The following is a 12,260-nucleotide window of genomic DNA, read 5'->3' on the forward strand; positions in this document are numbered from 1 at the left end:
GTCAACTGAGTTGCCAACATCATGTTATTTAGCCAACAAATCGGAATAGCCACAGTATAAAGGAACCGCACCCTCAACATAAGGTGCGGTTCTTTTGACGCTTACAAATCACTTCGCTCAAATGATCGACCAAAATTCATCTTTCGGGAATTTGGAGCTTCCTTGCTATATAATGAGAAAGGATGGAGTGATGTATAAAATGCGTTTGAAAGCCGTATGTTTTGATATGGATGGTGTGATCGTTGACACGATGCCGCATCATGTGAAAGCTTGGCACCATGCTTTCCTAAGAGAAGGACATGAGATCGAGGAACGTGTTTTCTTTGAAAGAGAAGGCATGCCAGGCATGAAGACCATTAAAGACGTGAACATTTTGCGTGAGCTGAATCTTACACAAAATCAAATGGATCAAATTTATGATGAAAAACGGGCCTTTTTTAAGCAGAATGCGCAATATGACTTTCTAGAAGAGACCGTTAAGACAGCACAATTCTTAAAGAAATCTGGTGTCACGATCGCCCTTGCTACGGGAAGCCGAAGAGAATTTGTAACAGAGATACTGTCGCAGCTTTCTTTTACATTTGATGCCGTGATCACTGGTGACGATGTGAATGTTGGAAAACCGTCACCGGAACCCTATTTAGGCATTGCTGAAAAGTTTCCTTTTCATAAGAAAGAATGGCTTGTTATTGAAAATGCTCCACTTGGCATCACATCGGCAAAAAGAGCAGAAATGGAAGTGTGGGCGCTTGAAACGACACTTTCTGCAGATTTTTTAAAGGAAGCTGACAAAATCTTAAAAAAAGAAGAACTGCACCAGGCAGTCCGTGACAAGCTGGAGGAGGACATTCGTTGAAAAAACAGCATAAAAAAGAAAGTACATCTCATTTTATATACCGTATCGTCTTCATACTGCTGGGAGCAGGGCTTGCAGCAGCAGCAATTGAGCTGTTCTTAATTCCTAATCGAATCATTGATGGCGGCATCATTGGAGTCTCCTTGATTCTAGATTATCTGACTCCTGCAAATTTTGCTGTTCTTGTATTTGTTTTAAACCTTCCGTTTATGTATTCGGGTTATAAACAGATTGGCAAAACGTTCGTGATATCCTCATTGATCGGAATCGCTGGACTCGGCGTGATTGAAACGCTTCTTCACGGTGTTGAACCGTTTACCGACCAGCCAATCCTGGCTACTGTGTTTGGCGGAGCTATCCTTGGTGTCGGAGTGGGTCTTGTCATCAGACATGGCGGCTCTCTTGACGGCACAGAAATACTCGGAATATTGCTCACGAAGAAGCTTCCTTTCTCAATCGGAGAAATCGTCATGTTTCTGAATGTTTTTGTGTTCGCCTGGGCAGGTTTCGTATTTGGATGGGAGCAGGCGATGTACTCCGCCATGACCTACTATATTGCGTTTAAAACGATTGATACAGTTATTCAGGGTCTCGAAGAAACAAAAGCCGTGATTATTGTATCCGATCTTTATGAAGACGTATCAGACGCCATCCTTGACAGGCTTGGTCGCGGAACGACGAAGCTTAAAGGAAAGGGCGGGTATACAGATGAAGAAAAAGATGTGATCTATGCGGTCATTACCCGTCTTGAAGTGACAAAGCTTAAGAATATTGTTTATGAAGTAGACTCGAACGCATTTATTACCATCATGAACACACAAGAAACGAGAGGCGGGAAATTCAAATCGCCAATACATTAAAAGACGGCCAAGAGCTGTCTTTTTTCTTTTGAAACTTAATGGTTTAAATTCCTTTCAGTGGCGTGTATACTAAGTTACAGCGTAAATCGTACTCATTACTATAAATAGGAGGCTCAAGTTATGGAGCAGTCTCGCGAGCCTGTCATCTCAATAAAAAATTTATTTTATCACTATGGCCAGGCAAATGTTCTTGAAAACATCAATTTAAGTGTCAACAAAGGTGATTTCCTTGGTCTAGTCGGACCAAATGGTTCAGGCAAATCAAGCCTTGTAAAATGCATCCTCGGTCTACAGCAGCCTCAAAAAGGGGAAGTCTCCTTATTTGGTGAGCAGGCTTCAAAGTTTCGGCACTGGGAAAAGATCGGCTATGTGTCGCAAAAGGCTAACAGCTTTAACACGTCGTTTCCGGCTACAGTTTTTGAAGTCGTATCCATGGGGCTTTTCGGCAAAGTTGGTCTCTTCCGGTTTCTAAAAAGAGAGCATCGCCAGAAAGTGCAACAAGCTCTTGAAGCAGTAGGAATGGATGCCTATGGCAGCCGCAACATCGGAGAGCTTTCAGGCGGCCAGCAGCAGAGGGTATTTATAGCAAGAGCGCTCGTTAGTGATCCTGAGCTGCTCATTTTAGATGAGCCGACCGTTGGAGTAGACGCACTATCAACAGACGCCTTTTACGAGCTGCTGAAAGAATTGCATCGGGACAGAAACATGACATTGCTTCTTGTGACACATGACGTTGGTGTGATGTCTGATTATGTAACGCGCGTGGCTTGTTTAAACAAACAGCTTCATTTTCATGGTAAGCCTAGTGAATTCAAAAAGGCGTCCAGTGAAAATTTATCTGAGCTGTATGGACATACGGTGCACATTCTTGACCACTCGCATTAAGGGGAAGGAACGGTAAACATGGCTTTTTTTCAATTTGAATTTCTGCAAAATGCATTACTGACGGGCTTAATGATCGGCCTGCTCGCTCCTGTTCTAGGAGTATTCATTGTAGTAAGAAAGCAGGCGCTGATCGCGGATTCGCTTTCACATATCACCTTGGCCGGTATAGCAGCGAACCTGCTTTTAGGAAAAGGGTCCTCTCTGTTTGCGGGATTAAATCCTGTATATATGGGAATGGCCTTTTCCGTAGCCGGCGCTATTCTAATCGAACAGCTTCGAAAGGTGTACAAGCATTATGAGGAGCTTGCGATTCCAATCATCATGTCTGCAGGCATCGGATTGAGCGTCATTTTTATTTCGCTTGCGGACGGATTCAACACTGATTTATTCAATTATTTATTCGGGAGCATTATTTCTGTTTCCCGCAGTGATGTTTGGACGATATTTGCCGTACTTGTTGTGGTTCTTGTGGTATTAGGGGCTCTCTATAAAGAGCTCTTCGTATTATCGTTTGACGAAGAGCAGGCTCGTTTAAGCGGCATAAAGGGTGGATGGATTTTGCTCGTGTTCATGGCACTGACGGCACTTGTCATCGCAGCATCCATGAAGATTGTCGGCATTCTTCTAGTGTCCAGCTTAATGACGCTGCCCGTAGCGGCGAGCATCCGGCTTGCCAGAGGGTTTAAGCAAGCGTTTGTTCTCTCTGTGGTTTTTGGTGAAACAGCCGTCATATCCGGCCTTTTTTTGTCCTATTACCTGGACTTGGCTTCTGGAGGGACCATTGTTATATGTTCTGTCATTATATTGCTGCTCACGATGCTGTATAAAAAATGGAGCGTATCAAAAGGAGGGAAGTATGTTGAGTCAAACTCCTAAATCTGTATCCCAGATGATCGCCATGCTCAAAGAAAAAGGATATAAGCAAACGGACAAAAGGAGAGATCTGCTTGAAGTTTTTGCGGATGAAAAACGCTATCTGTCCGCCAAAGAGGTTCAAGAGAGCCTGAAGGATAAGTACCCTGGACTCTCGTTTGATACCATCTACCGGAACCTTTCTGTATTTGCCGAGCATGGCCTGCTCGAAGAGACCGAGTGGGAAGGGGAAAAGAAGTTTCGTTTTGCCTGTTCAACGGACCATCACCATCACCATATCATTTGTTTAAAGTGCGGTGCGACAAAATCGGTTGATGCTTGTCCGATGGATTCCGTGACAACAAACATGGACGGATTTGACATTACGGGACATAAGTTTGAAATTTACGGATATTGCCAGATGTGCAAAAAGGGCTGAAAAGTTAGTATGAAACTCCTTTAAGTCAGAAAAGATAAGCTTAAAGGAGGTTATATTCTTATGCCAGAAGTAAAATGTAATGTAGCAAACTGTACGTATTGGGCCGAAGGAAACAACTGCGCAGCGGATGCGATTCTTGTGGAAATTGACAAACACGCAGGCCAATCCTTCGACATGAGCGCTGAAGGTGAATTGACAAACAGTTCAGCTCATAAAGATTCTGCTCACAATGCAGAAGAAACCTGCTGTCATACGTTCCGCCCGAAGCATTAATCTTTGCAAGTGCAAGAACCGTGCAGACTTTCTTTAATAGCTGCACGGTTTTTTATTGCTTCCGGACCAATTGTTTACATCGATAATGCCCATCCACCCGCACATACTAATATGGCTCCAACTTCTTTTAAAAAGCGAGGGATGCCATATGAGTGAAAGAAATCACCGTAATGATGTGTCGCTGTATAATGAAGAAATGGCAGCAGAAGCAGTACCACTAAACCGTGATCTGACGCTTCCGGAAAATGAAAGACCATCTAACCACGCTGATGATCGTAATCATGCAAGTAAGCACGGAGAAAGAAATGTAGAAGGAGCAGGAAAAGGTGCTGGCATTACCGCATTAATCCTGGCCGTGCTATCCTTGTTTATCCTGCCTGTCTTTTTTGGAGGAGCCGGTGTCATCCTTGGGTTTGTGGCACGCCGGATGGGAGCAAGATCACTCGGTAATTGGGCAATCGGCCTTGGCGCGGTGTCCATCATTATTTCATTGCTGTTTGCCCCATATTTTTAGATTGCCAAAGAACAGAATGGGGTCCGGTACACCATAACCGTTCCGCCATACTTTAGCGGGTTTCTAGCTCGAAGTACCGGACCCCGCGTTCTTAAAAAGAGAACTCCTGCTTATGTAAGCAGGAGTTCTCTTTTGTTTGTTTAGGCCTTTTGAGCGGCAGCTTCTTCGGCCACTTTTTTATAGTGTGCCTCGGCAAGGATGTCGATTTCTTTCTTAAGTTCATCAAGAAGCTGATCCTCAGGTATCTTCCGGACAATCTCTCCGTGACGGAACAATAAGCCTTCGCCTCGTGCGCCTGCGATGCCGATATCGGCTTCACGTGCTTCGCCAGGACCGTTTACAGCACATCCAAGTACGGCAACTTTAATCGGAGCTTTTACTTTTGAAATATATTCTTCCACTTCATTTGCAATCGAGATCAAATCGATTTCAATGCGGCCGCATGTCGGGCAAGAAATAAGGGTTGCCGCATCAGACAGAAGGCCGAATGATTTTAGGAGTTCTCGGGCCACTTTCACTTCTTCTACCGGATCAGCGCTAAGTGAGACACGAAGCGTGTTGCCGATTCCTTTGCTTAAAATGACCCCAAGACCAGCAGCGCTTTTAACAGTGCCGGCAAACAAAGTTCCTGACTCGGTAATTCCGAGGTGAAGCGGATAGTTAAAGGCCTTTGCCGCTTTTTCATATGCTTCAATGGCCAAATTAATATCGGATGCTTTCATTGATACGATGATATCGTGGAAATCCAGGTCTTCCAATATTTTAATATGGTCAAGCGCACTTTCCACCATGCCGTCAGCTGTCGGGTAGCCGTACTTTTCAAGGTATTTCTTCTCCAATGAACCTGCGTTGACGCCGATGCGGATCGGAATTCCTTTTTCTTTTGCTGCCTTAACGACAGCTTCCACCTTTTCACGGCGTCCGATGTTCCCAGGATTAATTCGGATCTTGTCCGCTCCACCCTCGATGGCCTTGAGTGCGAGCTTATAGTCAAAATGGATGTCTACAACAAGCGGAATGTTGATTTGTTTTTTTATATCAGCGATCGCTTCCGCAGCCCTCATGTCTGGGCAGGCAACTCGGACGACTTGGCACCCTGCTTCTTCAAGGCGTTTAATCTCTGCTACCGTTGCTTCAACGTCATGTGTTTTCGTTGTCGTCATGCTTTGAACAATGACCTGGTCGTTGCCGCCTATCGTGAGGGGGCCGACTTTGACAGGTCTTGTTTTCGAACGATGATTGATTTCACTCATTGGTGAATCGCTCCTTTATGATAAGTTGGCAGAGGTTCATGCCATCTGTTCATTTTAGCAAGTAATAATTTATTTTGGCAAGAAATCTTACTGTTTATCTTTTTCGTAAAGAGGGAACTTATACGTTTTTCCCTGCAGGATCCTATCGGGATCTGCAGCTGGGTTCAATTGCTCGAATTGTTTTAAGACGGCTGCCACATCTAGTTTACGGCCGTTTGAACGTTTTTCTAGAATGGAGAGAACGGTTTCTCCTGGCTTGATGGTAATGAGCGCGTATTCCTGTTTTCGCTCTGTTAAGGAATGCTTGGACGCAGCTGCAGGCAATGTTCCGACCTTTAAATCGTAAACGATGACATAAAAAACGAACACCACAAAAATGATGGAAACAAAGCGTTTCATGCAACCGCCTCCTTTTACTTTAGGCTATGCTTGTCCTGTTTGTTTATGACTAATTTTTGGCTAAACAAGTTCTATGGTGTAAAATGGCATTATACGACGTGCAGGAAATGCAAAAAAGCCGCGTATATTTTAACTTAATCTTTAACTGAGGTGATTCAGATGAAAGCTTTAAAATCATTCAGCCTGCTGCTGTTGCTTGCTGGCGTATTTATGGCATCTCCTTTTAAAGCATCGGCAGACGCAGCCCCTGGAGATGTGATTGTCACGTTAGGGGAGAACCTTACGGAAGAACAGAAAACAACCATTTTAAAAGAAATGGAAGTCGATCCTTCTGTTCAGACAGTGTCTGTGTCAAACGAAGAAGAGCATCAATATTTAGGCGACTATATGTCTAAGGCCCAGATAGGCACTCGGGCCATATCTTCAGCTAAAATTACGATTGCGGAAGAAGGTGCCGGATTAAGTGTGAAAACGAACAACATCAACCATGTGACAGAGGAAATGTACATGAACGCTCTGACGACGGCTGGTGTAAAGGACGCAGACATCTTAGTCACGGCACCATTTGATGTTTCAGGAACGGCTGCGCTGACGGGAATATTAAAAGCGTATGAAACAACGGCACAAATCGAGATCCCAGAAAAACAAAAACAAGTTGCCAATGAAGAAATGGTAAAGACTGCTGAGCTTGGAGATAGAATTGGCGCTGAGAAGGCATCTGAACTGATGACAAAAGTGAAAGAAGAAATCTCTCAAGATCCATCTATTTCAGAAGCGGAACTGAAAACGCTCATCCAAAATACAGCCAAAGATCTTGGCATCGAGCTGACAGAAGAAGAATTGAACGGGTTGACATCCCTTTTTAACCGAATGAAGGATCTGAACATAGATTGGGACCAAGTACAGACCCAATTAAAGGATATTAAAGATAATTTAGGTGAGATATTAAACAGCGAAGAAACCAAATCGTTTCTGCAGAAAGTTCTCGATTTCTTCATCGCAATCATAGAAGCGATCAAAAATCTCTTTAAATAAGCAAAAAGGGTCCCGCTCAGGGACCCTTTTTATTTTTGGGCTGGCACTTCATTTATAGATAAATACAATATGATCAGCGACACGCCTGTGAAAATTAAGAAGGAATAAGGCACACTTGTCTTTAAAAGCGACATGATGGTAAAAAATGCAACCGGAAGCGTGATGGAATAAACGGACATGACCCACAGCTGTTTATACTGCAGCTTACGATTCAGCATGTTCTTAAAGGTAAGTCCGATTAATGCCAGCAAGGAGATGCCTGTAAATGCTGTTCCGGCGATCAGGATGTATGAGATAACATACAATACTGGAATCAAAATGGGCAGAATGCTGTCAAACGACTGAAGAGCAGAGAGCAAATCTTGCTTTGTCATATTATCGGCGCCAAGAGAAGAATAGGTTACACTGTCCTCATTCGCTCCTGACCGGACGATAGCCGATTTGCTGCCAAATGCCATGACTTCATCGTATTCACGAATTTCATTGGTGCTAATGGTATCCTGAGGATCAAAAATAATATAGAATCCGTCATACTCCGTGACGGTTGCCTTCTTCACAGGAGAGGTAAGAATACCGTCCTCTAAAGTGAATTCAGGAAGCTTATCTTCCATTGATTGTTCCAGACTGCTTATCGCGCTGGTAAATGATTGCCCAAGCATGACAGCAGGAGGCAGAGTGGATAGCAGCATTAAAATAAATACAGAAAGAATGGCGCTGCCGATGCCCGTGAACCTCAGCTTCGCGATGGTCTGGGGTGAATAGAGGCTGTAGAATAATCGTTTAAACACATTCAATTTGCAATTCCCCTTTTTAAATGTAGGCTGTGTTTATTGTATCTTAATTAAGAGATAACCGACAATGAGTGTTTTGACGATACCTTTACAAAAATTAAACAAATAGAGATAATGTTGACATCAAACAAGAATTTATGGGGCCGGGGAGCTGTTTTTTTGGGTATACAAGAAATGATATTTCAATTTGCCGGGGGGCTCGGCATTTTTTTGTTCGGAATAAAATACATGGGAGAAGGTCTTCAAAATACAGCTGGAGACCGGCTGAGGGATATACTTGACAGGTTCACAGCAAATCCGTTCATGGGCTTGCTCGCAGGGATTTTTGTTACGATCCTTATCCAATCCAGTTCGGGGACAACTGTCCTTACAGTTGGACTTGTGAATGCTGGTTTCATGACATTACGACAGTCCATTGGCGTGATTATGGGTGCAAATATCGGAACGACAATCACTTCCTTTATCATAGGGGTGGACGTCGGTGAGTATGCACTTCCGATCATGGCTATTGGCTCCGTACTTATTTTTTTCTTTAAGAAAGCGGTTTGGACTCATATCGGTCAAGTGATGTTTGGATTCGGCTGTCTTTTTTTGGGGCTTGAGCTGATGGGAAAAGGCGTTGAGCCTCTCCAGTATTCTCAGGCGTTCAAGGATATGACACTCTCAATGGGGACGAGCCCATTGCTTGGCATTTTTGCCGGTACGATCATTACAATTGTTGTTCAATCCTCTTCGGCCACGATTGGCATTTTACAGGAGCTCTATGCTCAAGATCTGATAAATTTAAATGCAGCGGTCCCTATTTTATTTGGAGACAACATCGGCACAACCGCCACTGCTGTTCTTGCATCAATTGGTGCAAGTGTAGCGGCAAGACGTGCTGCAATGGTGCATGTTCTGTTTAACGTAGCAGGAACGATTATTTTTATGCTTTTATTAAGTCCCTATATCGCTTTTGTAACGTATTTATCTGAGTTATGGGGGCTGATGCCGGCAATGCAGATTGCTGTTGCTCATGGTACGTTTAATGTAACGAACGTTCTGATTCAATTCCCGCTCATAGGTCTTCTTGCTTATACAGTGTCTAAATTGATTCGGGGAGAAGATCATACCATTGAGTTTAAAGCTAAGCATCTTGATATGATGGTGCTTGAAACGGCGCCAGTGCTGGCGCTTCGTCAGGCAAAGCAAGAACTGCTACGAATGGCCGAGTTTTCAAAAGAGGGTTTGAAAGAAACAGCAGAATATGTATTTGGTAAAAAGGTGAAAAATGCAGACAGGGCATTGAAATATGAAGAGGCGATCAACCATTTGGACAAACAGGTGACAGCTTACTTGGTCAAGCTTTCGACACATCCTCTCACTCAATTGGAATCTGGTGAGCACACAATGCTCTTGGAAACAACGCGAGATATTGAACGAATCGGTGATCACATGGAAAACATCGTAGAGCTTGTCGACTACCAGATCCGCAACAACATCTCTTTAACGGATGATGCCATGGGAAATTTAGACGAGATGATTAGTCTGACTTTAGAAACGTTAGATCAAGCTATTCTTTCCATCAAATACAGTGATAAAACGTTAGCAGAAAAAGTTCTTTCATTGGAAGAAAAAATAGACAAGATGGAACGAGATCTTAGGAAAAAGCACATAATTCGTGTAAATGAAGGAAGATGCGAAGTTTCAGCAGGAATCGTATTTGTAGATATTATTAGCAATCTGGAAAGAATTGGCGACCATTCGGTCAGTCTGGCAGAAGCCGTTCTGTCTCAATAATGCAAAAAAGCATCCTGTTCTAAGCAGTGATGCTTTTTTCTTATCAAAATGATAATGGGGGATTTAGAAGTATCGCGGAACTTTCTCTTAGCATGACCGTAATACAAAATAAATACTTGATAGGAGCTGTTGAACTTGGATCTCATGTATTGGAGCCTAATCGGACTATTATTTGTTTTAGCCTTTGCGGCTTTAGTGTTCCCCATTCTTCCGGGTGTGCTGTTTTTAGCAGCCGGTTTTGCTGTTTATGGTTTTGCCTTTTCTTTTGCCCCATTTAATACAGCTTTTTGGGTCATACAGGGAATTTTGTTTGTGTCCCTATTTGCTGCAGATTATGCCGGTAATGCATTGGGTGTCAAAAGGCTTGGCGGGTCCCGGGCGGCTCTTTGGGGAAGTACGATCGGTCTTTTAGCAGGTCCGTTTGTCATTCCATTCGCAGGAATTTTAATCGGTCCTTTTCTCGGAGCGGCACTTGCCGAACTTATCGTCCATAAAAAAGGCATAAAGGAGTCTGCGGCCGTCGGAATTGGTTCATTGCTAGGATTTCTTGGCAGCACACTCATTAAAGGAATCGTCCAGGTTATCATGATCGGATACTTTTTATGGCATGTCCTTTAAAGCAGATTGATATTTAGCAGACTGCATGCTATAGTTATCTTGTTTCCCTCAAGAGTGAAGACATTGGCAGAAAAAAGTGTTTGACACTTAGTGGACAAGCATGTTATAGTAATTCTTGTCCTTAACAGGAAACAAGTTATTCCACAGTAGCTCAGTGGTAGAGCTATCGGCTGTTAACCGATCGGTCGCAGGTTCGAGTCCTGCCTGTGGAGCCATTATGGCGGTGTAGCTCAGCTGGCTAGAGCGTACGGTTCATACCCGTGAGGTCGTGGGTTCGACTCCCTCCGCCGCTACCATAATGTTTAATTTAAAAAAGTTGATATGGCGGTCGTGGCGAAGTGGTTAACGCATCGGATTGTGGTTCCGACATTCGGGGGTTCGATTCCCCTCGATCGCCCCATAACACATACATATTAGCAAATTCATTCTTTTCAATGGACCCTTAGCTCAGTTGGTCAGAGCGGTCGGCTCATAACCGATTGGTCGTAGGTTCGAGTCCTACAGGGTCCACCATTGAATGTTGGAGGTATACCCAAGTCCGGCTGAAGGGATCGGTCTTGAAAACCGACAGGGGCTTAACGGCTCGCGGGGGTTCGAATCCCTCTACCTCCTCCATTTCTATTGTTAGAAAAAAGCTTCGGAGTACTAACTTCGACCGTAAGCATTCATATTATCGCGGGGTGGAGCATGGAGCGTACGCTTCAGTGAAACCACATCGACATGTCTCGACGCACCTACTACTTGGTTATGCTTGTAGAGGAAGAGACAACAAACTCGGACGCATCGTCTGATTCATACTATTATCGCGGGGTGGAGCAGTCTGGTAGCTCGTCGGGCTCATAACCCGAAGGTCGCAGGTTCAAATCCTGTCCCCGCAACCAATTTCATTTCATGAACTGCGTTGAATAATCTTCCTGTCCATGAAATTTCAGAAGTGCCTGTAGGTGCAAACAAAATGGCTCGGTAGCTCAGTCGGTAGAGCAGAGGACTGAAAATCCTCGTGTCGGCGGTTCGATTCCGTCCCGAGCCACCATAGTGTTTTAAGTAAGCCTCTCAGAAAAATGAGAAGGTTTTTTTATTGTTAAAAAAAATCAACCATGCAAGATGAGCATAGAGCATGAAGCGTAAACATCTGTGAAATTACGGCGACATGTTTCGACGCATCCGCATCATGATCAACGTGTAGAGGAAGAAACAGAGGACTGAAAATCCTCGTGTNATGTTTTTAGTAAGCCTCTCAGAAAAATGAGAAGTTTTTTTTATTGTTAAAAAACATCAACCATGTAAGATGAGCATAGAGCATGAAGCGTAAACATCTGTGAAATTACGGCGACATGTTTCGACGCATCCGCATCATGATCAACGTGTAGAGGAAGAAACAGAGGACTGAAAATCCTCGTGTCGGCGGTTCGATTTCGTCCCGAGCCACCATAATGTTTTAAGTAAGCCTCTCAGAAAAATGAGAAGGTATTTTTATTGTTAAAAAAAATCAACCATGCAAGATGAGCATAGAGCATGAAGCGTAAACATCTGTGAAATTACGGCGACATGTTTCGACGCATTCGCATCTTGATCAACGTGTAGAGGAAGAAACAGTGGACTGAAAATCCTCGTGTCGGCGGTTCGATACCGTCCCGAGCCACTATGGTTGGTTTTTATGATGCATTAATGCTACTGCTGCAAGGTTTATTCATTGATAATCTGGG

13 protein-coding genes and 8 tRNA genes are annotated in these 12,260 nt (G+C 43.8%); 18 read left to right on the forward strand and 3 right to left on the reverse strand.

The features are described 5' to 3' along the window. The first annotated feature begins 190 nt into the window (after positions 1-190). From ACFQPF_RS01510 to ACFQPF_RS01540, 7 genes are all read left to right on the forward strand, one after another. Complete coding sequence (locus ACFQPF_RS01510) at positions 191-856, forward strand: HAD family hydrolase (protein WP_379745508.1); 666 nt, start codon at positions 191-193, stop codon at positions 854-856. Then, on the forward strand, positions 853-1,716 hold the full coding sequence (locus ACFQPF_RS01515; protein ID WP_379745511.1) for a YitT family protein: 864 nt from the start codon (positions 853-855) through the stop codon (positions 1,714-1,716). The genes ACFQPF_RS01510 and ACFQPF_RS01515 overlap by 4 nt, the downstream gene beginning before the upstream one ends. 120 nt (positions 1,717-1,836) lie before the next feature. Next, positions 1,837-2,601, forward strand: coding sequence for a metal ABC transporter ATP-binding protein (locus ACFQPF_RS01520; RefSeq protein ID WP_379745514.1), 765 nt, complete (start codon positions 1,837-1,839; stop codon positions 2,599-2,601). An 18-nt stretch (positions 2,602-2,619) separates the two neighbouring features. After that, positions 2,620-3,477 (forward strand): metal ABC transporter permease, encoded by an 858-nt coding sequence (locus ACFQPF_RS01525; RefSeq protein WP_379745518.1) that lies wholly within the window; start codon positions 2,620-2,622, stop codon positions 3,475-3,477. Then, complete coding sequence (locus ACFQPF_RS01530) at positions 3,458-3,892, forward strand: Fur family transcriptional regulator (protein WP_379745521.1); 435 nt, start codon at positions 3,458-3,460, stop codon at positions 3,890-3,892. The genes ACFQPF_RS01525 and ACFQPF_RS01530 overlap by 20 nt, the downstream gene beginning before the upstream one ends. 60 nt (positions 3,893-3,952) lie before the next feature. Beyond that, on the forward strand, positions 3,953-4,165 hold the full coding sequence (locus ACFQPF_RS01535; RefSeq protein WP_379745524.1) for a DUF1540 domain-containing protein: 213 nt from the start codon (positions 3,953-3,955) through the stop codon (positions 4,163-4,165). A 148-nt stretch (positions 4,166-4,313) separates the two neighbouring features. Next, entirely contained in the window at positions 4,314-4,679 is a 366-nt protein-coding gene (locus ACFQPF_RS01540) for a hypothetical protein (protein WP_379745527.1), read from the forward strand. Positions 4,680-4,819: 140 nt separating this feature from the next. Here ACFQPF_RS01540 and ispG read toward each other — a convergent pair whose 3' ends face one another. Further along, complete coding sequence (gene ispG, locus ACFQPF_RS01545) at positions 4,820-5,932, reverse strand: flavodoxin-dependent (E)-4-hydroxy-3-methylbut-2-enyl-diphosphate synthase (protein ID WP_379745530.1); 1,113 nt, start codon at positions 5,930-5,932, stop codon at positions 4,820-4,822. A gap of 87 nt (positions 5,933-6,019) precedes the next feature. Continuing rightward, on the reverse strand, positions 6,020-6,331 hold the full coding sequence (locus ACFQPF_RS01550) for a hypothetical protein (protein WP_379745533.1): 312 nt from the start codon (positions 6,329-6,331) through the stop codon (positions 6,020-6,022). 159 nt (positions 6,332-6,490) lie between these two features. Between ACFQPF_RS01550 and ACFQPF_RS01555 the strand changes: the two genes are divergently transcribed. Then, positions 6,491-7,366: a DUF1002 domain-containing protein gene (locus ACFQPF_RS01555; protein WP_379745536.1), complete on the forward strand. Its 876-nt coding sequence runs from the start codon at positions 6,491-6,493 to the stop codon at positions 7,364-7,366. A gap of 29 nt (positions 7,367-7,395) precedes the next feature. Here ACFQPF_RS01555 and ACFQPF_RS01560 read toward each other — a convergent pair whose 3' ends face one another. After that, positions 7,396-8,154, reverse strand: a complete 759-nt coding sequence (locus ACFQPF_RS01560) for a DUF1189 domain-containing protein (RefSeq protein ID WP_379745837.1) — start codon at positions 8,152-8,154, stop codon at positions 7,396-7,398. A 117-nt stretch (positions 8,155-8,271) separates the two neighbouring features. Between ACFQPF_RS01560 and ACFQPF_RS01565 the strand changes: the two genes are divergently transcribed. The 10 genes from ACFQPF_RS01565 to ACFQPF_RS01610 all read left to right on the forward strand — a co-directional run bounded on the left by ACFQPF_RS01565 (position 8,272) and on the right by ACFQPF_RS01610 (position 12,196). Then, the gene (locus ACFQPF_RS01565) at positions 8,272-9,936 is read left to right on the forward strand and encodes a Na/Pi cotransporter family protein (RefSeq protein ID WP_379745539.1); all 1,665 of its coding nucleotides are present in this window, start codon (positions 8,272-8,274) and stop codon (positions 9,934-9,936) included. Positions 9,937-10,071: 135 nt separating this feature from the next. Next, the gene (locus ACFQPF_RS01570) at positions 10,072-10,554 is read left to right on the forward strand and encodes a DUF456 domain-containing protein (protein WP_379745542.1); all 483 of its coding nucleotides are present in this window, start codon (positions 10,072-10,074) and stop codon (positions 10,552-10,554) included. A 140-nt stretch (positions 10,555-10,694) separates the two neighbouring features. After that, positions 10,695-10,769: transfer RNA gene (locus tag ACFQPF_RS01575), tRNA-Asn, on the forward strand. A 4-nt stretch (positions 10,770-10,773) separates the two neighbouring features. Further along, positions 10,774-10,850, forward strand: a tRNA-Met gene (locus ACFQPF_RS01580). 28 nt (positions 10,851-10,878) lie between these two features. After that, positions 10,879-10,954 (forward strand) — tRNA-His (locus ACFQPF_RS01585). A gap of 36 nt (positions 10,955-10,990) precedes the next feature. Next, positions 10,991-11,067: transfer RNA gene (locus ACFQPF_RS01590), tRNA-Ile, on the forward strand. Between the two features lie 9 nt (positions 11,068-11,076). Next, positions 11,077-11,169: transfer RNA gene (locus tag ACFQPF_RS01595), tRNA-Ser, on the forward strand. Between the two features lie 189 nt (positions 11,170-11,358). Next, positions 11,359-11,435: transfer RNA gene (locus ACFQPF_RS01600), tRNA-Met, on the forward strand. Between the two features lie 76 nt (positions 11,436-11,511). Continuing rightward, positions 11,512-11,587, forward strand: a tRNA-Phe gene (locus tag ACFQPF_RS01605). Positions 11,588-12,131: 544 nt separating this feature from the next. Next, a tRNA-Phe gene (locus ACFQPF_RS01610) sits at positions 12,132-12,196 on the forward strand. The last annotated feature ends 64 nt before the right edge of the window (positions 12,197-12,260 follow it).

Origin of the sequence: Fictibacillus iocasae, assembly GCF_042665465.1 — a bacterium.
Lineage (GTDB): Bacteria > Bacillota > Bacilli > Bacillales > Fictibacillaceae > Fictibacillus > Fictibacillus iocasae.

Bases quoted from the DNA above. Each gene is read 5' to 3' on its own strand.
- ACFQPF_RS01510 (WP_379745508.1), top strand. From the start codon at position 191: ATGTATAAAATGCGTTTGAAAGCCGTATGTTTTGATATGGATGGTGTG.
- ACFQPF_RS01520 (WP_379745514.1), top strand. From the start codon at position 1,837: ATGGAGCAGTCTCGCGAGCCTGTCATCTCAATAAAAAATTTATTTTAT.
- ACFQPF_RS01525 (WP_379745518.1), top strand. From the start codon at position 2,620: ATGGCTTTTTTTCAATTTGAATTTCTGCAAAATGCATTACTGACGGGC.
- ACFQPF_RS01530 (WP_379745521.1), top strand. From the start codon at position 3,458: ATGTTGAGTCAAACTCCTAAATCTGTATCCCAGATGATCGCCATGCTC.
- ACFQPF_RS01535 (WP_379745524.1), top strand. From the start codon at position 3,953: ATGCCAGAAGTAAAATGTAATGTAGCAAACTGTACGTATTGGGCCGAA.
- ACFQPF_RS01540 (WP_379745527.1), top strand. From the start codon at position 4,314: ATGAGTGAAAGAAATCACCGTAATGATGTGTCGCTGTATAATGAAGAA.
- ispG (WP_379745530.1), bottom strand. From the start codon at position 5,932: ATGAGTGAAATCAATCATCGTTCGAAAACAAGACCTGTCAAAGTCGGC.
- ACFQPF_RS01550 (WP_379745533.1), bottom strand. From the start codon at position 6,331: ATGAAACGCTTTGTTTCCATCATTTTTGTGGTGTTCGTTTTTTATGTC.
- ACFQPF_RS01555 (WP_379745536.1), top strand. From the start codon at position 6,491: ATGAAAGCTTTAAAATCATTCAGCCTGCTGCTGTTGCTTGCTGGCGTA.
- ACFQPF_RS01565 (WP_379745539.1), top strand. From the start codon at position 8,272: ATGTTGACATCAAACAAGAATTTATGGGGCCGGGGAGCTGTTTTTTTG.